18 protein-coding genes are annotated in these 19,867 nt (G+C 67.0%); 7 read left to right on the top strand and 11 right to left on the bottom strand.

The genetic code is table 11. From position 1 onward, the window contains the following. Positions 1-15 precede the first annotated feature (15 nt). The 5 genes from ETX26_RS12385 to ETX26_RS12405 all read left to right on the top strand — a co-directional run bounded on the left by ETX26_RS12385 (position 16) and on the right by ETX26_RS12405 (position 8,173). Complete coding sequence (locus ETX26_RS12385; protein WP_129524971.1) at positions 16-1,221, top strand: TolC family protein; 1,206 nt, start codon at positions 16-18, stop codon at positions 1,219-1,221. Then, entirely contained in the window at positions 1,218-3,359 is a 2,142-nt protein-coding gene (locus tag ETX26_RS12390; protein WP_225425766.1) for a type I secretion system permease/ATPase, read from the top strand. The genes ETX26_RS12385 and ETX26_RS12390 overlap by 4 nt, the downstream gene beginning before the upstream one ends. Then, a complete protein-coding gene (locus ETX26_RS12395; protein ID WP_129524973.1) occupies positions 3,356-4,546 on the top strand; it encodes an HlyD family type I secretion periplasmic adaptor subunit in 1,191 nt (396 codons plus the stop codon). Before ETX26_RS12390 ends, ETX26_RS12395 begins: the two co-directional genes overlap by 4 nt. A gap of 20 nt (positions 4,547-4,566) precedes the next feature. Beyond that, positions 4,567-7,611 carry a UDP-N-acetylmuramoyl-tripeptide--D-alanyl-D-alanine ligase gene (locus ETX26_RS12400; RefSeq protein WP_165271768.1) on the top strand — a complete coding sequence of 1,015 codons (3,045 nt, stop codon included), beginning with the start codon at positions 4,567-4,569 and terminating at the stop codon, positions 7,609-7,611. A 67-nt stretch (positions 7,612-7,678) separates the two neighbouring features. Next, positions 7,679-8,173, top strand: a complete 495-nt coding sequence (locus ETX26_RS12405) for a MarR family winged helix-turn-helix transcriptional regulator (RefSeq protein ID WP_129524975.1) — start codon at positions 7,679-7,681, stop codon at positions 8,171-8,173. Between the two features lie 9 nt (positions 8,174-8,182). Here ETX26_RS12405 and ETX26_RS12410 read toward each other — a convergent pair whose 3' ends face one another. After that, positions 8,183-9,394 carry a M20 metallopeptidase family protein gene (locus ETX26_RS12410; RefSeq protein WP_129524976.1) on the bottom strand — a complete coding sequence of 404 codons (1,212 nt, stop codon included), beginning with the start codon at positions 9,392-9,394 and terminating at the stop codon, positions 8,183-8,185. Positions 9,395-9,476: 82 nt separating this feature from the next. On the opposite strand from ETX26_RS12410, the gene ETX26_RS12415 reads away from it, so the two are divergent. Continuing rightward, positions 9,477-10,469 (top strand): diacylglycerol/lipid kinase family protein, encoded by a 993-nt coding sequence (locus tag ETX26_RS12415; protein WP_129524977.1) that lies wholly within the window; start codon positions 9,477-9,479, stop codon positions 10,467-10,469. Beyond that, a complete protein-coding gene (locus tag ETX26_RS12420; protein WP_129524978.1) occupies positions 10,466-11,359 on the top strand; it encodes a hypothetical protein in 894 nt (297 codons plus the stop codon). Before ETX26_RS12415 ends, ETX26_RS12420 begins: the two co-directional genes overlap by 4 nt. A 2-nt stretch (positions 11,360-11,361) precedes the next feature. On the opposite strand, the gene ETX26_RS12425 is transcribed toward ETX26_RS12420, so the two are convergent. From ETX26_RS12425 to ETX26_RS12465, 10 genes are all read right to left on the bottom strand, one after another. Then, a complete protein-coding gene (locus tag ETX26_RS12425) occupies positions 11,362-11,718 on the bottom strand; it encodes a HesB/IscA family protein (RefSeq protein ID WP_191984717.1) in 357 nt (118 codons plus the stop codon). Positions 11,719-11,745: 27 nt separating this feature from the next. After that, positions 11,746-12,249 carry an SUF system Fe-S cluster assembly protein gene (locus ETX26_RS12430; RefSeq protein WP_129524980.1) on the bottom strand — a complete coding sequence of 168 codons (504 nt, stop codon included), beginning with the start codon at positions 12,247-12,249 and terminating at the stop codon, positions 11,746-11,748. Next, complete coding sequence (locus tag ETX26_RS12435; protein WP_263853394.1) at positions 12,246-13,385, bottom strand: aminotransferase class V-fold PLP-dependent enzyme; 1,140 nt, start codon at positions 13,383-13,385, stop codon at positions 12,246-12,248. The genes ETX26_RS12430 and ETX26_RS12435 overlap by 4 nt, the downstream gene beginning before the upstream one ends. Before the next feature lie 122 nt (positions 13,386-13,507). Continuing rightward, positions 13,508-14,257, bottom strand: coding sequence for a SufD family Fe-S cluster assembly protein (locus ETX26_RS12440; RefSeq protein WP_129524982.1), 750 nt, complete (start codon positions 14,255-14,257; stop codon positions 13,508-13,510). Continuing rightward, entirely contained in the window at positions 14,254-14,997 is a 744-nt protein-coding gene (gene sufC, locus ETX26_RS12445) for a Fe-S cluster assembly ATPase SufC (protein WP_129524983.1), read from the bottom strand. Before sufC ends, ETX26_RS12440 begins: the two co-directional genes overlap by 4 nt. A gap of 144 nt (positions 14,998-15,141) precedes the next feature. Further along, positions 15,142-15,633: an endonuclease domain-containing protein gene (locus tag ETX26_RS12450; protein WP_129524984.1), complete on the bottom strand. Its 492-nt coding sequence runs from the start codon at positions 15,631-15,633 to the stop codon at positions 15,142-15,144. Further along, the gene (locus tag ETX26_RS14365) at positions 15,626-15,769 is read right to left on the bottom strand and encodes a hypothetical protein (RefSeq protein WP_165271730.1); all 144 of its coding nucleotides are present in this window, start codon (positions 15,767-15,769) and stop codon (positions 15,626-15,628) included. The genes ETX26_RS12450 and ETX26_RS14365 overlap by 8 nt, the downstream gene beginning before the upstream one ends. After that, complete coding sequence (gene sufB / locus ETX26_RS12455) at positions 15,766-17,247, bottom strand: Fe-S cluster assembly protein SufB (RefSeq protein WP_129524985.1); 1,482 nt, start codon at positions 17,245-17,247, stop codon at positions 15,766-15,768. The genes ETX26_RS14365 and sufB overlap by 4 nt, the downstream gene beginning before the upstream one ends. Then, entirely contained in the window at positions 17,244-17,678 is a 435-nt protein-coding gene (locus ETX26_RS12460; RefSeq protein ID WP_129524986.1) for an SUF system Fe-S cluster assembly regulator, read from the bottom strand. Before ETX26_RS12460 ends, sufB begins: the two co-directional genes overlap by 4 nt. Positions 17,679-17,791: 113 nt before the next feature. Beyond that, entirely contained in the window at positions 17,792-19,606 is a 1,815-nt protein-coding gene (locus tag ETX26_RS12465) for a DUF885 domain-containing protein (protein ID WP_129524987.1), read from the bottom strand. Positions 19,607-19,867: the final 261 nt, after the last annotated feature.

The raw sequence follows: 19,867 nt of genomic DNA on the forward strand, positions 1-19,867 counted from the left end.
GGTCAGGCTCCGCTCATGATCGACCGTGCCGCGCGCGAGGCGGTCGCCTGGCACCCTTCGGTGGTCGAGGCGGAGGCGCGGCTGGATGCATCGGCCGAGGAGATAGACGTCGCGGAAGCCGGCTATCTGCCGCAGATCAATGCCGGCGTCGGTACGGGTTACGACAACATCGGCCAGAGCCGCTGGCGCCCCCGGGCCAATGTCTCGGTGTCGCAGATGCTCTACGACTTCGGAAAAGTGCGCAGCTCGGTCCAGTCCGCCGAGGCCGGCGTCGAGATAGGCGAGGCGCGGCTCCTGCTCGCGGTGGATGGGCTAATCCGCGACACCAGCTATTCGGTCATCGAGCTCCAGCGCACCGAAGCCCTGCGGCAGATCGCTCTCGACCAACTCGAAAGCGTGCGCGGCATCAGCGATCTCGTGCAGCACCGCTTCAATGAGGGCGCGGCGACCAAGGCCGACCTGCTGCAGGCCGACGCGCGCGTGCAGGCCGCCCAGGCGACGATCGAGGAGATCGAGGCCGAGCACTTGCGCTGGCAGACGACCCTCGCCCACCTGCTCGGACGCGGAGAAGCCCCCGCGGTGTCGTCGGAATTGCCTGAGGGCTTCATGCGGTCCTGCGCGCAAGGGGAGCCTGACTGGGAGGCGATCCCGGCGATCCGCGAAGTGCGGGCCGAGCGCGACCAGGCGCTCGCCGAACTGGAACGCAGCCGGGCCGAGAGCCTGCCCACGGTATCGCTCGGCGCCGGCGGGGCGACCGACATTCACGATCCCTTCGGAGGCCGCGAAGAGTACAACTTCGGGATCAACGTCTCGACCTCGCTCTACAACGGCGGGGCGAACAGGGCGCGCATCCGCGGCGCTTCCCACGCGCTGGGCGCCGCCGACGCGGCGGAAGCGCGCATCCGCAACGACGTGAGCCGCACGCTGAGCGAGGCGCAGCGCCAGGTGGCGAGCTTCGGCCGCGTGCTCGACACGCTCGCCTTCCGCGAGGCGAGCATGCGCGAGACCGGCAAGCTCTACCGCCTGCAATATCTGGAGATGGGCACCAAGACGCTGGTCGACCTGCTCAACGCGGAGCAGGAGCTGCATCAGGTCCGCTTCGATCGCGCGAACACGCAGCACGACTTGCGCCGCCTGCAGATCGAATGCCTGGTCACCTCGGGAACCGCGCGCGAGGCCTTCGGGCTCGCCGGAACCGCGATCGGCGGAACGGTTCTGTGACGGTCCAGGCAGCCCCGGACGCGGATTTCCGCGCGCAAGCCTGGATCGACGCCTTTCAGCAGGTCGCCCGCCAGTACGGCCTGCCCGTTTCCACCGAGACCGCGCGCCTTTCCGACCGCTGGCTGCACGAAAAAAGCGAGAAAGAGCGCATCCGGGCGCTCGCGCGGCACGCCGGATTGCAGGTCCACTTCGCCGACCCGGGGTCGCTGGCGCTGACGAGCTGGCGCCTGCCGATCATCGCGCGGATGCGCGGCGGCGATCTCGCCGTGATCACCGCCGTCGGAGCTTCCGGGGAGGTCAGCCTGGCCGTCGCCGGCGAAGCCGGCCTGCAGCAGCGCATGGAGCTGGCCGAGCTGGTCGAGGCCAGCGAGAGCTTCGTCGTTCCGCGCCCCGCCGGCGCCATCCCGGATGCGCGGGTCGATACCTACATCCGCCCCTACGAGGAGCACTGGCTGCGGCGGATCCTGCTGAAGGACCGCCGCTCCTACGCCAGCGTCATCGTGGCCTCGCTGGTGACGAACTCGCTCGCGCTCGCCGGCGTGCTGTTTTCGATGCAGGTCTACGACCGCGTCGTGCCGGCGGAATCGTTCCCGACGCTCTACGTCCTGTTCATCGGCGTGTTGCTGGCGATCGGGTTCAGCTTCCTGCTGACCAAGCTGCGCACCAATATCATCGACGTGCTGGGGCGGCGGGCGGACCTGCGCATCTCGGACCGCGTGTTCGGCCATGCCCTGCGGGTGCGGAACAGCCACCGCCCCGCCTCCACCGGCACGTTTATCGCGCAGCTCCGCGATCTCGAACAGGTGCGCGAGCTGCTCACCTCGACGACCGTGGCCGCGATCGCCGATATCCCGTTCTTCATCCTGTTCCTGGCGGTGTTCTGGTTCATCGCCGGACCGCTGGCGCTGGTCCCGCTCGGCGCGATGCTTCTGCTGCTGGTGCCCGGCTGGCTCGCCCAGCGGAAGCTGCGCGCCCACGCGACCGAAGCGATGCGCGAGTCGTCCCTGCGCAACGCGATGCTGGTGGAAGCCATTCAGCGGATCGAGGACGTGAAGACGCTCCAGGCCGAAGATCCGCTGCAGCAGCGGTGGAACCATTTCAACGCCGTGGCCGGCGAGGCGCAGCTCAAGCTCCGCAGCCTGACCAATGGACTGACCGCCTGGGCGCAGAACGTGCAGAACGCCGTCTACGCCACGATCGTGTTCTGCGGCGCCCCGATGGTGATCGCGGGCGACATGACGACGGGCGCGCTCGTGGGCGCATCGATCCTGGGATCGAGGATGATGGCGCCGATCTCCCAGGTCACCCAGGTCCTGAACCGGCTGCAGCAGGCGAAAGTCGGCATCCAGGGTGTCGATCAGATCATGGCGCTGCCGGTCGACAATCCAGAACATGGGCAGCGCCTGCAGGTGCCGGCGATCAGGGGCGACTTCGCCCTTCGCTCGGCCGTCTTCACGTATGGCGACGCCAATGCGCCGCCTGCACTGAGCGTGGCGGAATTCGACATCGCGGCAGGTGAGAAGATCGCGCTGCTGGGCCGGAACGGGGCCGGCAAGTCCACTCTGCTGCAAGGTCTGTCCGGGCTGCTCTCGCCGATTTCCGGAGAGGTCATGGTCGACGATCTCGCGCTGCACCAGATCGATCCCGCCGACGTGCGGCGCGACATCGGCTTGCTCAGCCAGAACAGCCGGCTGTTCCACGGCACTTTGCGCGACAACCTGACCATGGGCGCACCCAACGCGTCCGACCAGGACATCGCCGCCATGCTGGAGATGGTCGGGGCCGACGACTTCGTGCGCCGCACGCAGGCCGGCCTCGATTACACGATCCAGGAAGGCGGGGTCGGCTTGTCGGGTGGCCAGACGCAGGCCCTGCTGCTCGCGCGTCTCCTGCTGCGCGAATCCTCGGTCGTTCTGCTCGACGAGCCCACTGCCTCGATGGACGAGGCAGCCGAGCGCCATTTCATCCAGCGCTTCGGTGAGTGGAGCAAGGACCGCACCGTGGTCATCGCGACCCACAGGATGCGCGTACTCGAGCTCGTCGACCGGATCGTCGTCATCCACAACGGCAGGGTCAAGCTGGACCAGCCCAAGCAGGCGGCGCTCCTGACGATGCAGGGCAAGGGCAAGGCGGCATGACAGCGCAGGCGGTCACGAGCGAGGACTGGCTGTTCGGCGAGGAATCCGATCCGCGCCTCGCACTTTCCAGCCGTCTGGTGTGGACCCTGTGCGGACTGTTTGCAGTCGCCGTCGCATGGGCATGGCTCGCCACGCTCGACGAAGTGGCGACAGGGAGCGGCCGTGTCGTGCCCACCACGCGCGAACAAGTGATCGAATCGCTCGAAGGCGGCATTCTCTCCCAGCTGCACGTCAAACAGGACGATATCGTCGAGGCGGGCCAGGTCCTGGCGCAACTCGACCCCACGCAGGCGAGCTCGACCTTCGAGGAGAGCGCCGCGAAATATCGCGCCGCGCTGGCGGCCTCGGCCCGGCTCCGTGCGGAAGTCAGCCTGGCCCCGCTCGCCTTCCCGGCCGAACTCGACGACTACCCCGAGCTCAAGGCGGCGGAATCGCGCCTCTACGAAACGCGCCGCAGCAGCCTGAACGAATCTGTACGGCTGATCGACCAGTCGATCGCGCTCATCCGGCGCGAAGTCGCCATTGGCGAGTCACTGATCGAAGTCGGCGCCGCCAGCAACGTTGAAGTGATCCGCCTGCGGCGCCAACTTGCAGAGCTGGAACTCAAAAAGGCGGACCTGCGCTCGCAATACCAGGTGGAGGCGCGGCAGCAGCTTTCCGAGGCGAACGAACAGGTCGAGGCGCTGGAGCCGGTCGTCCGCGGGCGGTCCGACACGGTGAACCGCCTGACACTCCGTTCGCCCGTCAAGGGAATCGTCAAGAGCATCGAGGTCTCGACGGTCGGCGGCGTCGTCCCGCCCAACGGCCGGCTGATGGAGATCATCCCGCTCGAGGATCAGCTCATGATCGAGGCACGCATGTCGCCGCGTGACATCGCCTTCATTCACCCGGGGCAGCGGGCGACGGTGAAAGTCACCGCCTACGACTATTCGATCTACGGCGGCCTCGAAGGCGAAGTCGCGACGATCTCGCCCGACACGATCCAGGACGAGGTGAACCCCGAAGTCTATTACTACCGCGTCTTCATCCGCACGACGTCCAACGCCCTGGTCAACGATGCGGGCGAGCGTTTCCCGATCGTGCCCGGCATGATCACCACCGTCGACGTCCACACCGGGAGCAAGACGGTGCTGCAATACCTGATGAAGCCGATCAACCGGGCGCAGGAGGCGCTGCGCGAGAGGTGACGGACCGGCTGCAAGCCTGCTTGGAGCGCCTCCGCCCCTGCCTGGGGCAGGTCGCCTCCGTGCAGGTCGAAGGGCAAACGCGCACGGTCCTGTTCTTCTCCTTCACCGACGGAACCCGGCGCGCGGTGACCGTGACCGCAAGCGGGTCGACCGCCGAGGAGGCCTGGGAGGCCGGCACCGAGCGGATCGCGGCCAGCGGCGCGGCGGGTCGCTGGCTGCGCCTCGACTGGGCCGATGCGGTGGAGCGCCGGACATGGAGCGAACTCAAGGCTGCGCTGCGCACGATCAAACGCAACTACTTCCGTCTCGGCATCTCGCTCGATCCCGGCTTCGAGCACGCGTTTCTGGAGACCGAGATCAACGCCAACGCCATGCTCTATGGCGGAAACCGTGACGCGGCGGCCGTCCTCAACGAGAAGAACTTCCGCATCTATGCCAGGAAGCGCCACGGGCTGGAGGACCTGGCGTTCGGCGACGACGATCCGGTGTGGCTGTTCACGACCAGGGGCGCGTTCGTCGGCGACGATTTGGAGGTTCACGAGCTTTCGGGCGCGGGTCTCGACGCGGGCCGGCGCACGCTGAATGCTCTAAAGCCGGAGGACGTCGCGCAGCTCGTTCGGTCGGGCAGCGCCTATCTCGCGTCCCAGGTCCTGGAAGACGGGCGCTTCCATTACGGCTGGCATCCGTGCTTCGACCGCCCCATCCGGGCCTACAATGCGCTGCGCCATGCGAGCACGGTCTACGCCATGCTCGAAGCGTGGGAGGTCACGCGCGACGATGGCCTGGAGCAGGCGATCGGCCGCGCTCTCGCCTATCTGGCCGGGGAGCTGATCCGGCCTGCACCGCTGCCGTGCGGGCGGGAGGCGGCGTTCCTCGTGGATGTCGGGAACGAGATCAAGCTCGGCGGGAACGCCGTGGCAATCCTCGCACTGCTCAAGCATCACGCCCTGACAGGTGCCGCCGACAGCCTTGCTCTCGCCGAACGGCTGGGCGCCGGGATCCTGCACATGCAGGACCCGGCAGCGGGATCGTTTTCCCACGTGCTCGCCTATCCCTCGCTGAGCGAGAAGGAGCGGTTCCGGATCATCTACTACGATGGCGAAGCGGCCTTCGCACTCATGCGCCTCTACGAGGCCACCGGGGACGAGCGCTGGCTGTCGGCGGTGGAGCGGGCGTTCGCGTACTTCATCGATCGGGAGCACTGGAAGGCGCACGACCACTGGCTCGGCTACGCCGTCAACGAGCTGACCCGCTACCGGCCGAAGGAGCGCTACTTCCGGTTCGGGCTCGACAACGTCCGCACCCATCTGCGCTTCGTCCTCGAGCGGATCACGACGTTCCCGACGCTGCTGGAGCTGATGACCGCGGCCGAGAGCATGGTCGCGCGGCTGCGCACCGATCCCGCGCGGCGGCCCCTGCTTGACGGGATCGACCTGGCGCGGTTCTACCAAGCGCTCGATTTTCGCGCGCATTACCTGCTCAACGGCCACTTCTGGCCCGAGCTGGCGATGTTCTTCGCCCGGCCCGCGAAGATCGCCGGGAGCTTCTTCATCCGCCACCACGCCTTCCGCATCCGGATCGACGACGTGGAGCACTACCTGTCGGGGCTCGTCGCCTATCGGCGCTACCTTCTTGCGCGCGATAGCAAGGACGGTGCCGTCCATCGCCCTCCCGCGGAGAAGGAGCGGCGTCACTGGACCACGGCGGATGTCGAGAAGGCGACCGGAGGAGAGTGGCAGAGCCCCCCTCCTGGCGACTGGTCGACCAGCGGATTGTGCAGCTATCTCCCGGCATTCCGCGACGGAGACATGGTCGCGCTGCGCCCGTCCAAAGGGCGGCGCGGCGTGTCCGAACGCCACATTCCTCGCCTGGCGAACCGCACCGCAGCCTATATCGGCGAGGACCCCGCGCAACTCGAAGGCATTGGCGCGCCGGCTCTGCTTGTGAACGATGTCGAGACGGCAATTCTCGACCTGGGCGAGTACGCGCGCCGGAGGATGACCGGAAAGATCGTCGCCGTCACCGGCAGCGCGGGAAAGACCTCGACAGTCGCAATCCTGGCGCACGCCTTGGAGGCCTACGGGCCTGTCGGAACGACACGCCACAATGCCAACCTGCCGCACGGGATCGCCTGGAATCTCGCCTCGATCCCATGGGACGTGCCGCATATCGCGCTGGAGTTGGCGATCGGGCGGATGGCGCAGAATTCGCGGCTGACCCGGCCGCACGTCGCGATCTTCACCAATATCCTCCCGGCGCATCTCGAGCACCACGGCGACCTCGCGACGATCGCGCGGCGCAAGAGCGCGATCTTCGACGGCATGCGCCCGGGGGGCGTGGCCGTTCTCAACCGCGAGATGGCGGAATGGGGGCGCGTCAACATGGCCGCCCGGAACCGCGGTCTGCGCGTCATCAACTATGGCCGGTCGGAGGAGTGCGACGTCAGACTGACCGAATACGAGGCCCATTCCGGTCGCGTCGAGGCGTGCGTCGCCGGACGGCGCATGGCATTCGCGCTGGGTGCGGCCGGCGAGCACATGGCCCTGAATGCGCTGGCGGTGGTCGCAACGCTGGCGGCGCTCGGGCATGAGCTCGAGCCGGCCTTGTCCCGGCTGGCGACATTCGCGCCGCTCGAAGGACGCGGCCGGGAATTCGAAACCGAGATCGGGGGGTGCCGGGTGCTCGTGCTGGACGATGCCTATAACGCCAATCCCGGATCCATGGAGGCGGCTCTTGCGCTGCTCGGCGCCAAGAAGGGAGCAACCCGCCGCATCGCCGTCCTGGGAGAAATGGCAGAGCTAGGCGCAGATGCAGAACGGTATCACACGGACCTGGCTTCCATAGTGGCACGCGAGCCGATCGATCGCGTCTACACGCTTGGCCCCCTCTACGACCGGTTCCGCGCTGCGCTGCCCCCGCATTTCGGGATCACGCAGGCCACATCCCTCCAGAATGTAAAAGATTGTTTATTCAGCGAGGTGAAGGCCGGCGACGTTATCCTCTTTAAAGGATCGCACAGTACCGATTTGCACAAGCTGGTTTCAGAGATCGCCGCGGCAAAGTGATGACCAAGGATCTCGAAGAGAAATCGCGGCCGACGGGGCGACTATTGAAGCGTCTGGTGGTGTGGTCATGAAAAGTTCGAGGAGCGCGAAGGCTGCCATTCCCGTTCAGCCGTCGCCGGTCGCACAGCGAACGGTCGAATCACTGGCGCGCGCCGGTGAGGGGAAGACGGTTTTCGAACGGGAACTGGTCGAATGTGCGCGGCGCCTCATCAGCCTGCGCAAGGAAGTGGACAAGCATATCCCGCCGGGTCTGGTGAAGGACTTTGCCTGGGACATCCTGCTGGAACTGTTCATAAACGGAGAGGAAGGGGGCATCGTCTACGTCAAGCAACTCATGCTCGCCTCGGGCGCGACACCGACGTCGGCAATGCGTCTGATAGACAGGCTCGAAGACGAAGAGCTGATCGAACGAGCCCCCGATCCCCTCGATCATCGGCGTGTCATCGTCGGCCTGTCGGAGCGCGGGCGCAACGCGATGATCGCGCTCCTGCGCAAAGTGCTGCAGCAGGCCGATCCCGACAACCTCACGGCACGGCCGATGCCTTACAAGCCCCGGCGATAGGATCCGGGCTCAGTCGAAGCCGCGTGCCAGAAAGCGCAGCGCGCAGCCGGCAAGCATGGCGGTCCCGCGCGGCAATGCGCTTTCGTCCACAATCATCCGCGGCGAATGAATGCCGCAGCACTGGCGCCAGTCCTCCCCTTCGGGTGCGACGCCCAGGAAGAACATGGCGCCCGGCACTTTCTCCAGCACGTAGGCGAAGTCCTCCGCACCCATGATCGGCGCGGGCAGTTCGCGCCACGAGCCTTCGCCCAGCGCCTCGCGAGCGACGTCGCGGCCAAGCGTCACTGCGCGCTCGTCGCAGATGGTGACGGGGAAGCCCTCGGTCACGGTCAGTTCGGCCTCCACCCCGTGCGCCTGCGCCACGCCGCGTACGACCGTCTCCATCGTCTCGCGCACGGCAGTGCGGTGGCGGGGCGACAGCGTGCGGATCGTACCGCGCAGGCTCGCGTGGTCGGGGATGACGTTGTGCGCGGTGCCGGCCTGGAGCTGCGTCACGGTCACGACCACCGCGTCGGCCGCGCTGAAGCGCCGCGTGACCATCGCCTGCAGCGCGCCGACGATCTCGCAGGCGGCAGGCACGGGATCGCGCGCATCGTGCGGCATCGAGGCATGGCCGCCCTGGCCGGTCACCACGACGTCGAACTGGTCCGCCGCGGCCATCAGCGGCCCCGCGCGGCCGGCGAGCACCCCATGCGGCGCGTTTGGCATGATGTGGAGCGCGAAGGCCGCTTCGGGCAGCGGCCCGTACTCACCCCCGCCGAGCAGCCCGTCCTCCAGCATGAAGCGCGCGCCGTGGAAACCTTCCTCGCCCGGCTGGAACATGAACAGCACTTCGCCCGCCAGCTCGCCTTGCCGGGCCGCGAGCAACTCCGCCGCGCCGGCGAGCATCGCGGTGTGCGTGTCGTGCCCGCAGGCATGCATCCGCCCGTCGATCGCGGAAGCGAAATCGAGCCCGGTCTCCTCGCGCATCGGCAGCGCGTCCATGTCCCCGCGCAGCAGAACGCGCCGCCCCGGCTGCGCACCCTTGAGCACCGCCACCTGCCCGGTGGTCGAGGACCCTTCGCGCCATTCGAGCGGCAGATGGGCGAGCGCGGCGCGCACTTTCGCCATGGTCATCGGGGTGTGAAGCCCGAGCTCGGGTTCAGCATGGATCGCGCGGCGCAGGGTGACGATGCGGTCGGACAGCGCGCGGGCGGAGTCGAGCAGGTCGGGATGGAGCATGGGCCGAAGATACAGGAGCGGATCGACCCGGCGAAGCGAAAATGTCTAGGTCCGCGCCCCACTATCCGGCTAAGGCGCGCCCATGACTCCCGTCGACGCAAAACTGCCCGCGCCCGACGTGCGCATTGCGGCGGCCGGGCCGTCGGTCGGCGTGATCTACAATCCGCGCAGCCACCGCAACAAAGGACAGGACCTGAACCTTGGGGTGAAGGCCAACATCTTCGTCGCCCAGCCGCCCGATACCACGCTCCTGAAGGATGAGCTGGCCCGCTTCGCCGCGCGCGGGATCGACTATCTCGTGATCAACGGCGGCGACGGAACCGTGCGCGACGTGCTCACGGCAGGGCTGGACGTGTTCGGCGAGACCTGGCCGGATGTGGCCGTTCTGCCCAAGGGCAAGACCAACGCGCTCAACGTCGACCTCGGCGCACCGCCCGGGTGGACGATCGGAGCCGCGATCGGGGCCTATGCCTCGGGCCGCCGGGTCGCCCGCCGGCCGATCCGCGTCGACGCGCTCGACCGCGCGGCGGCGCCCATGCTCGGCTTCATCTTCGGCGCCGGCGCCTACACGCTCGGCATCCGGGCGGGGCAGGATGCACACCGGCTCGGCGCCTTCGACAGCCTCGCCGTGGGTGTAACCGCGGGTTGGGGCATTCTCCAGGCCCTGCTCGGCAGCGATCGCAACCGCTGGCGCCGCGGCGTTCCGATGGAGCTGACAATCGGTCCCGAGGGCCGCGCGCTGCCGCATGTCCCCGCCGGCGATCCGGCCCGGCGTCATTTCGTGCTCGCCTCGACCCTCCAACGGTTCCCCGCGGGCCTCAATCCCTTTGGCGAGCCACGTGACGGGCTCAAGCTCGCGGTCCTCGACCATCCCACGCGCGGACTGCTGTTGCAGATGCCGGCGATCATCCGCGGACACGGTTCGGAGCGGCTGCGCGAGCGCGGATTCCACCGCGTCGTCGCCGACCCGATCGAGATTGCGGTGGGCGACGAGATCATTCTCGACGGCGAGGCTTTCCCCGCCGGACGCTATCGCCTGACGAGCGGCCCCGAGCTGCGCTTCGTGATACCGTGAACGGCGCGCTGGCGCAGCGGATCGCTGACGGCCTGGACGCCGCAGCCCATCCGGCCGTCGCCGCGTTCGCCGCCCGTCTCGCGGAAGAAGCGGGCGCCGCCGCGGCGCTGTTCTACGGCTCGAACCTGCGCACTGGCGAACTCGAAGGCGTGCTCGACTTCTACCTCCTGCTGCCCGGCAGCCAGACGGAGCGCATCTGGCCGCGCGTGAGCTATCACGAGTGGGAGCACGAGGGGCGCGTGCTGCGCGCGAAAGTCGCGCGGATAGCCTTCGCCACTTTCGTTCGCGCCGCCGAGGGGGAGAGTCGGGATACGACGATCTGGGCCCGATTCGTGCAACCGAGCGCCCTCGTGTGGATATCGACCGGGGAATGGCGACCGCGCATCGTTTCGGCGATCGCCGGGGCGGCGCAGACGGCGGCACGGCTCGCTGCGGCGCTCGGCCCGGAGAGCGGCACTGCGGAGGATTACTGGCGCGCGCTGTTCCGCGCGACCTACCAGGCCGAGTTCCGGGTCGAGAAGCCGGGGCGCGAGGATTCGATCCTCTCGGTCAATGCCACCCATTTCGAGGGGCTGCTGCCGCTCGCCTGGGAGGCGCAGGGGATCCCCTTCGCACGCGACGGCGAGCGCCTCGCTCCACGCCTCTCGGCCGCCGAGCGCCGGCGCATCCTGAGCTGGTGGGCGCGCAGGCGGCGCTTCGGCAAGCCGCTCAATCTCGCGCGGCTGGTCAAGGCGAGCACGACTTTCGACGGCGCCGCGCGCTACGCAGCCTGGAAGATCGAACGGCACACGGGCGTTCCCGTGGCGATCACGCCCTGGCGTGAGCGGCACCCGGTGCTGGCCGCGCCGGGCGTGCTGTTCAAGGTCTGGCGCGCGCGCCGGCGCGGCTAGGCTCAGACCATGAAGCTCTCACCGCAGCCGCAGGCGCCCTTGGCGTTGGGGTTCTCGAACACGAAGCCGGCGGTGAAATCGTCCTCGCGCCAGTCCATGACGCTGCCGACGAGGTAGAGCACGCTCGCCCCGTCGATGTAGAACGTGCCGCCGGGAGTTTCGATCTTCTCGTCGAACGCCTGTTCCTCGGTCACGTAATCGACCGAATAGGCGAGGCCTGAGCAGCCCCGGCGCGGAGTCGAAAGCTTGACACCGATCGCGCCTTCGGGCGCCTTCGCCATGAGGTCGGCAATGCGCTGCTCGGCCGCTTCGGTCAGGATGACGGCAGCAGGGCGTTGGCGGGTTTTGGTCTCGGTCATGATGCAAATCTATCCTTCGGAGATCGCCTAGAGCATCCCCAGTTCGAGCCGCGCCTCGTCGGTCATCTTGTCGGGGCCCCACGGAGGATCCCACACCAGGTTCACTTCCGCATCGCGCACGCCGGGAACGGACGCTGCGCGCAGTTCCACTTCGCCGGGCATCGACTCGGCGACCGGGCAGTGCGGCGTGGTCAGCGTCATCGTGATCGTCACGCTGCTCTCGTCGTCGACCTCGACGCCGTAGATCAGGCCGAGATCGTAGATGTTGACCGGAATCTCGGGGTCGTAAATCTCCTTGAGCGCGGCGATCACCGCCTCGTAGAGCTCGCCGCCCGGTGCGCCGGCCGACACGTTCTCCGGCTTCTTCTGCAGAAAGCCCTCGAGATAGTCGCGCTTGCGCTCGAGCTTTTCGCCCATCGTTTCCTCTGGGTCGACCGCGTCCGACACGCGCGCGCGCGGCGGTTTCGCGAAGCCCTCGTTCGGCGCGGGCGCGGCCACGTATTCCTTCTTCTTTTCGCTCGCTTCGGTCATCCGAAGATCCTCCTGGTGCGATCGATCCCGCGCAGCAGCGCCTCGACGTCGCTTTCGTCCGAATAGAGCCCGAAGCTTGCCCGCGCGGTGGCGGGGACGCCGAGATGGGCCATCAGCGGCTGCGCGCAGTGGTGTCCGGCGCGGATCGCGACGTGTTCCTCGTCCAATATGGTGCCGAGATCGTGCGGGTGAACCCCGCGCATCGCAAAACTGACGATTCCAGCGCTGTCGGCGGGGCCGAACAGCGTGACGTCGTTCATTCCATGAAGCGCCTCGCGCAAGTGCCCGACGAGCGCACACTCGTGCGCGTGGATGCGCTCGGTTCCCACGCGCTCGACGTAGTCGCAGGCCGCGGCGAAGCCGATCGCCTCGACGATCGCGGGCGTGCCCGCCTCGAACCGCTGCGGCGGCGGGGCGTACGTCGTGTTCTCGAACGTCACCTTCTCGATCATCGAGCCGCCGCCTTGCCACGGCGGCATGGCATCGAGCAGCTCCGCCCGCCCCCAGAGCGCGCCGATGCCGGTCGGCCCATAGAGCTTGTGCGCGCTAAAGGCGTAGAAGTCGCAGCCGATTTCGGACACGTCGACCGGAAGGCGTGGCACGGCCTGGCACCCGTCGAGCAGCAACTTGGCGCCGACCGAATGCGCCAGTTCCGCCGCGCGCTTCGCGTCGAGCACCGAGCCGAGCACGTTCGAGACATGTGCGAAGGCGACCATCGTGTGGTCCTTCGTCAGCATGCGCTCGGCCGCGTCGAGATCGATCCTGCCGTCCTCGGTCAGCGGGCAGACGTCCACTTGCCAGCCGGCAAGCTGCCAGGGGACGATGTTCGAGTGATGCTCCAGCGTGGAGAGCAGGACGCGGCCCTTACGCGGGTAGCTGTAGGCGACGAGGTTGATTGCCTCGGTCGCGCCGCGGGTGAGGACCAGCTCTTCCTCGCGTCCGCCGATAAAGCCAGCGACGCGGCGACGCGCGGCCTCGTAGCCGAGCGTCATCTCGGCCGAGCGCGTGTAGACCCCGCGGTGAACCGTGGCATAGTCCGTCCCGATCGCCCGCGAGACGGCGTCGATCACCGCTCGCGGCTTCTGCGCGGTAGCCGCGGTGTCGAGATAGTGCCACGGCTTGCCCTCGGCGGTCACCAGGCCGGGGAAATCCTTGCGAACATCGCGAGCCCCGGCGAAGGCCGGGGCCTCAGGCCGCTGGCGCTCGGCGGATGGCCTGAGATCCCCGCCTTCGCGGGGACTCTGGGAGACACGCCCGCTCACAGGTGCAGATCCAGCTTGGCCAGCGCGATGCCCATCAGCCGCTCGCGCTCGGCTTCGTCGTCGAGCGCCACGAAAGCGTCGCCGATGAACGCCTGGACCAGCAGGCGCCGCGAAAGCTCGGGCGAGAGGCCGCGCGCCGCCATGTAGAAGCGCGCCGTCTCGTCGAGCTGGCCGACGCTGGCGCCGTGGGCGCACTTCACGTCGTCGGCGAAGATCTCGAGTTGCGGCACCGCGTTCACGCTCGCGCCCTTTTCCAGCAGCAGGCCCTTGAAGCTCTGTGCCGCGTCGGTCTTCTGCGCGTCGCGCACGACATCGATCTGGCCGAGAAAATTGCCCGTGCCCTTGCCCCAGTGGACCGCGCGGATCACCTGATTGCTGGTCGCCTCGGGCTCGGCGTGGATCACGCGAGTGACGAACTCGCGCACCGTGTCGCGCCCGCCGAGCGTGACGCCGCCGAGTTCGAAATGCGCGCCCCTCGCCAGCCGGACCTCGACCTCGACCCGGCCCAGCTTCCCGGCGGCGATCACCGCAAACAGCTCGCATCGCGCGCCTTCGCCAACCGATACGCGCAGGCGGCGCAGTTCGGTGCTCTCGCTATCCTCGATCGTCAGGCACTCGCGATAACTCTCGCCCGCCGGCACATCGATTGCGCGCCAGGCGTCGAGATCGGCGCCCACGAGCGCTTCGACGGCCGAATAGCGCCAGGCCTCGTCCTTGCGGGTGGGAAGGGTGGTCAGCGCGTTCATGCCGCCACCGCCTCGTACCCCTCGCGCTCGAGTTGCTGCGCGAGCTCGGGGCCGCCGGTCTTCACGATGCGGCCCTTGCTGAGGATGTGTACGTAGTCCGGCTTCACATAGTCGAGCAGGCGCTGGTAATGCGTGATCAGCAGCACGCCCTTCTCGGGCGCGCGCATGATCGCGTTGATGCCTTCGCCGACGACGCGCAGTGCATCGATGTCGAGGCCGGAGTCGGTTTCGTCGAGCACGGCGAACTGCGGATCGAGAATGCCCATCTGGACCATCTCGGCACGCTTCTTTTCGCCGCCCGAGAAGCCGACGTTCACGTGGCGCTTGAGCATATCCATGTCGAGCTTGAGCAGCCCGGCCTTCTCCTTCGCCAGTTTGAGAAAATCGCCGCCCGAGAGCGGCTCCTCGCCGCGCACCTGCCGCTGCGCGTTGAGCGCCTCGCGCAGGAACTGCACGTTCGAAACGCCGGGAATCTCGACCGGATACTGGAAGCCCAGGAACAGGCCGGCCGCGGCGCGCTCGTGCGGCTCCATTTCGAGCAGGTCGCGGCCCAAGAATTCCACCGAACCGCCGGTCACTTCATACCCGGGCCGCCCGCCGAGCACATAGGCGAGCGTCGACTTGCCCGCGCCGTTGGGACCCATGATCGCGTGCACCTCGCCCGCGTTCACTTCGAGCGAGAGACCGTTGAGTATCCGCGTGCCGCCGATTTCGGCCTGGAGATTATCGATTTTCAGCATTTCATTCGATCTCATTCAATTCGTGAACGTCACCCTGAACTTGTTTCAGGGTCCACCGAGCCGGGTGCTCCGCCGCCGCGGAAGGGACGATGGATGCTGAAACGAGTTCAGCATGACGGTGAAAGTGATGGTCTGGCTTCGGCATCAGCGGCGATCCCTTGGCGTGCTGGTGCGGTGATGCTCGCGCCGCGCCTGCTGCTTGTCGGCGATGCGCAGGCGCATGCCGGCTGTGATGCGCGCGAGCACGTCGTCCATGTTCTCGAGAATGTCAGCGGCCTTGATCCGCATGACGCGGATGCCGACCGATTCCAGGCTCTTGTCCCGCCGCTTGGCGAGCGGGTCGTCGTCCTCGTCGATGGCGATCGCCATACCGAGATTGTGGCAGTTGAAATCGACGATCGCGCTGCCGACCACCGCATGGCGGGTGAACTTGTAACGCCCGAGATCGGCCTTCGCGAACCGCTCGGCCAGCGCCTTGTGCGCCTCGCTCGAATGGCGCCGCAACTCGCGCGCCCGCTCGTGCAACGCATCGAGCCGCTTGTCCGAAATCTTCCACCCGCGGCCCTTCTTTTGGAGGGCTGGCGGTGCGTCTATCTCGGACGGGGAACGGAGTTTGAGGGTCTTCTTGTCAGCCATTCCCCGCCCCAACAATCTCGTCCCCCTGAACTTGTTTCAGGGTCCATTTCTCCGCTCGCGCCGCCGGTTTGGAAGGAGCGATGAATGCTGAAACGAGTTCAGCATGACGGCCAAGGGCACAGCCGAGATAACTCATCCCACGCTCCCTTCGAGCGAGATCGCCAGCAGCTTCTGCGCTTCGACCGCGAATTCCATTGGTAGTTCCTTGAGCACCTCGCGGGCGAAGCCGTTGACGATCAGGGCGACGGCCTGCTCCTGGCCCAGTCCGCGCTGCATCGCGTAGAAGAGCTGGTCGTCCGAAATCTTGCTGGTGGTCGCCTCGTGCTCGATCTGCGCCGAGGGGTTCTTGACCTCGATGTAGGGCACGGTGTGCGCGCCGCACTTGTCGCCCAGCAGCAGGCTGTCGCACTGGGTGAAGTTGCGCACGTTCTCCGCATTCGGGCCGACCCGGACGAGGCCGCGATAGGTGTTGTTGCTCTTGCCGGCGCTGATGCCCTTGGAGATGATGGTCGAGCGGCTGCCGCGGCCGTTGTGGATCATCTTGGTGCCGGTGTCGGCCTGCTGGAAATTGTTAGTGACGGCGACCGAATAGAACTCGCCGACCGAGTCCTCGCCGTTGAGCACGCAGCTCGGATACTTCCAGGTCACCGCGCTGCCGGTCTCGACCTGGGTCCACGAGATCTTGCTGCGTGCGCCCTGGCACAGGCCGCGCTTGGTGACGAAGTTGTAGATCCCGCCCTTGCCCTCGGCGTTGCCGGGGTACCAGTTCTGCACGGTTGAGTACTTGATCTCGGCATCGTCGAGCGCGACCAGTTCGACCACGGCGGCGTGGAGCTGGTTCTCGTCGCGCATCGGCGCCGTGCAGCCTTCGAGGTAGCTGACGTAGCTACCCTTTTCGGCCACGATCAGCGTGCGTTCGAACTGGCCGGTATTCTCCGCATTGATGCGGAAATAGGTGCTGAGCTCCATCGGGCAGCGCACCCCTTCGGGCACGTAGACGAACGTGCCGTCGGAGAAGACAGCGCTGTTGAGCGTGGCGAAGTAGTTATCGCGTTGCGGCACCACGCGGCCGAGCCACTTCTTCACCAGATCGGGATGTTCGCGGATCGCCTCGCTGATCGAAAGGAAGATGACGCCCGCTTTCTTCAGCTCTTCGCGGAAGGTCGTGGCGACCGATACGCTGTCGAACACCGCGTCGACTGCGACCTTGCGCGCGCCCTCGACCCCGGCGAGCACTTCCTGCTCGGCGATCGGGATGCCGAGCTTGTCGTAGACCGCCTTGATCTCGGGATCGAGTTCGTCGAGCGATTCGAGCTTCGGCTTGGCCTTGGGCTCGGCGTAGTAATAGGCATCCTGGTAATCGATCGGCGGATAGCCGACTTTGGCCCAGTCCGGCTCCTTCATCTCCTGCCACAGGCGAAACGCCTTGAGGCGCCAGTCGAGCATCCATTCCGGCTCGCGCTTCTTGCCGCTGATAAAGCGGACGGTATCCTCGTTCAGGCCCTTGGGCGCGAATTCCTGCTCAATGTCGCTCGACCAGCCGAATTCGTACTCGGCCGCGCGGGCGGCGGCTTCGCGGGCTTCGCGATCCTGGATGTCGATGTCGTCAGTCATGCGGAAATTCCACTGGGATTGGGTTCACGCGGCGCGGCCTTCGAGAGCTGCGTCAGGGGGATGCCCGCGAGCGCCCCGCGCAGCGCGGCATTGACCGCCGGCCAATGCGGCTTGACGCTGCAGGTGTGATCGACTGCGCATTCGTCCCCGTCGATGCAGGCGGTCAGCGCGATCGGCCCTTCGACGGCCTCCACGATGTCCGCCAGCGTGATCGCCGCCGCCGGGCGCGCGAGTTGCAGCCCGCCGCCCGCGCCGCGCACCGAGCGCAACAGACCCGCGGCGGAGAGCTTGCTGACCACCTTCTGCACGGTCGGCACCGGGAGTCCGGTCTCCGCCGCCAACTCGGCCGCGCTCGTGCGCCCACCACCGCAATGGCGTGCGGCGGCGCTCATCGTCACGACCGCATAATCGGCAAGGTTGGAGAGGCGCATCGTTAAATCAGACCATTTCGTTCCGATTTTCACCTATGCACCGTGCCGCCGGCTTTCAACCGAAAACCGTCAGTTGCGAGTCGTTAGCAAGCTCCCCCGAGCGGGGAGGCCAGCTAGCTCGCCATCGCCGCCGCGATCCAGGCGTCGACGTTCTCCTCCATGATCGAGAGCGGCACCGGACCGGTACGGAGGATCGCATCGTGGAAGCCGCGAATGTCGAACTCCGCTCCCAATTCCGCCTTCGCCCGCTCGCGCAGTTCCATGATCTTGAGCTTGCCGATCATGTAGGCGGTCGCCTGGCCGGGATAGACCACGTAGCGCTCGATCGCCTTGCGGATGTCGCCTTCGGGATTGGGCGTATTGTCGGTCAGGTATTGGATCGCCTGCTCGCGGCTCCAGCGCTTGTGGTGGATGCCGGTATCCACAACCAGTCGACAGGCTCTCCACAGTTCCATCCCCAGCCGGCCGAAATCCGAATAGGGGTCGGTGTAGAAGCCCATGTCCTTGCCCAGTTCCTCGGCATAGAGGCCCCAGCCTTCGGTATAGGCGGTGACCCCGCCGAAGCGCCGGAAGGGTGGCACGTCGCCGAGCTGTGTCTGGATCGAAAGCTGCAGGTGATGGCCCGGCAGCCCCTCGTGGTAGAACAGCGCCTCGAGCTCGTTCTTCGACATGTCCTTCAGATTGTAGAGATTGACGTAGTAGGTGCCCGGACGCGAGCCGTCCGGCGCCGGGCGCGAATAGAAGGCCTTGCCCGCGCTCTTTTCGCGGAACGCCTCGACCGGCTTCACCGTTAACGGATCTTCCGGCAGCGTCGAGAAATACTGCGGCAGCACAGCGTTCATCGCCACGCGGTGCTTCTCCACGTCGGCGAGGTACTCCTCGCGCGTGTCGTAATAGAAGCGCGGATCGGTCCGGACGTGTGCGAAGAATTCCTGCAGCGTGCCCTCGAATCCGACCTGCTGCATGATCGCCCGCATCTCGCCATGGATACGCGCGACGTTATCGAGGCCGATCTGGTGGATCTGGTCGGCGGTGAGATCGGTCGTGGTGTAGTTCCTGAGCAGCGCTTCGTAATAGGCCGCACCTTCGGGCAGACGCCAGATGCCGTCGTCGGTCGGCGCATCCGCCTGCTGGCGCTTCATCTCGGCGAGCAGCCGCTGATATGCGGGCGCGGCCGAACTCTCCCACGCGCGCTGCGCGGCCGAGATCAGCTCGGCCTCCTTCGCCGCATCGAGTTCCAGCGCCTTCGCCTTGCCCGCGAAGTCGGCCAGGATCGCGTTCTCCTCGCCCGCATTCAGCAGATTCTCGATATCGGAGATGACATAAGGGTAGACCCAGTCAGGCGGCATAACGCCGTTCGCCGCCCGCTCGCGCGATTCGGCGATCAGCGTATCGAGCACAGGGCCGAGCCCTTCGATACGGCTGACGTAGGCGCGCGCCTGCGCCTCGTCGGCGACCGAGTGAATGTTGATCAGGAACGCCGGCAGGTCGCTCTGCGCACCGTTCATCTGGTCGAAGATGTAGCCGTAATCGCGGTAGGGGAAGAGCGAGGCGCTGCGCTTCGCCATGGCATCGAACAGGCGGTAGCTGAGCGCATCCTGTTCCGGCAGCGTCGCGGGATCGAAGTTCGCGCGCATGGTCGCGGCGGTCTTCTGGAGCAGGTCCTGCTCGCGCACTTCGGCCGCATCGGAGAAGTCGCCCCAGTCGTCGTAGTCCGAATCGCGAATGCCGCGATACGCCTTTCCGAGCGGCGAGAGCGCCAGTTGCGCCTCGTCATAGCGTTCGAACAGCGTTCCTATGTCGGACGCGGGCCGCGTCGCCGCGGTCTCGGAGCCGGTCACCTGCGTCGTGCGCGGTTCCTCTCCGGTGGCAGCGCATCCCGCCAGCGCCAGTGCCAGCAGCGAAACTCCCAGAATCCTCTTCGCCATGAGCGACCTTCCTCTTTTTCGAATGACGGGCCGGCTTGTGGCGCGATTTGCACGCCATGGCCAGACCGGCGAAAAAGAGGGCGGCGCTCGCGATGGAACGCCGCCCTGCAAAGGCGAGGAGCCCGGCGCACCATTGCACCGAGCACCGTCGGGTCGCAGCGCCTCTCTAGGGCGACTCGCCGGTGCACGATTGTATGGATGCGACAATCGCTCGCGAAATTTCCTTACGGGTATGGCCTGCAATGCGCCCGATCGGCACAG

The organism is Pelagerythrobacter rhizovicinus (assembly GCF_004135625.1).
Lineage (GTDB): Bacteria > Pseudomonadota > Alphaproteobacteria > Sphingomonadales > Sphingomonadaceae > Pelagerythrobacter > Pelagerythrobacter rhizovicinus.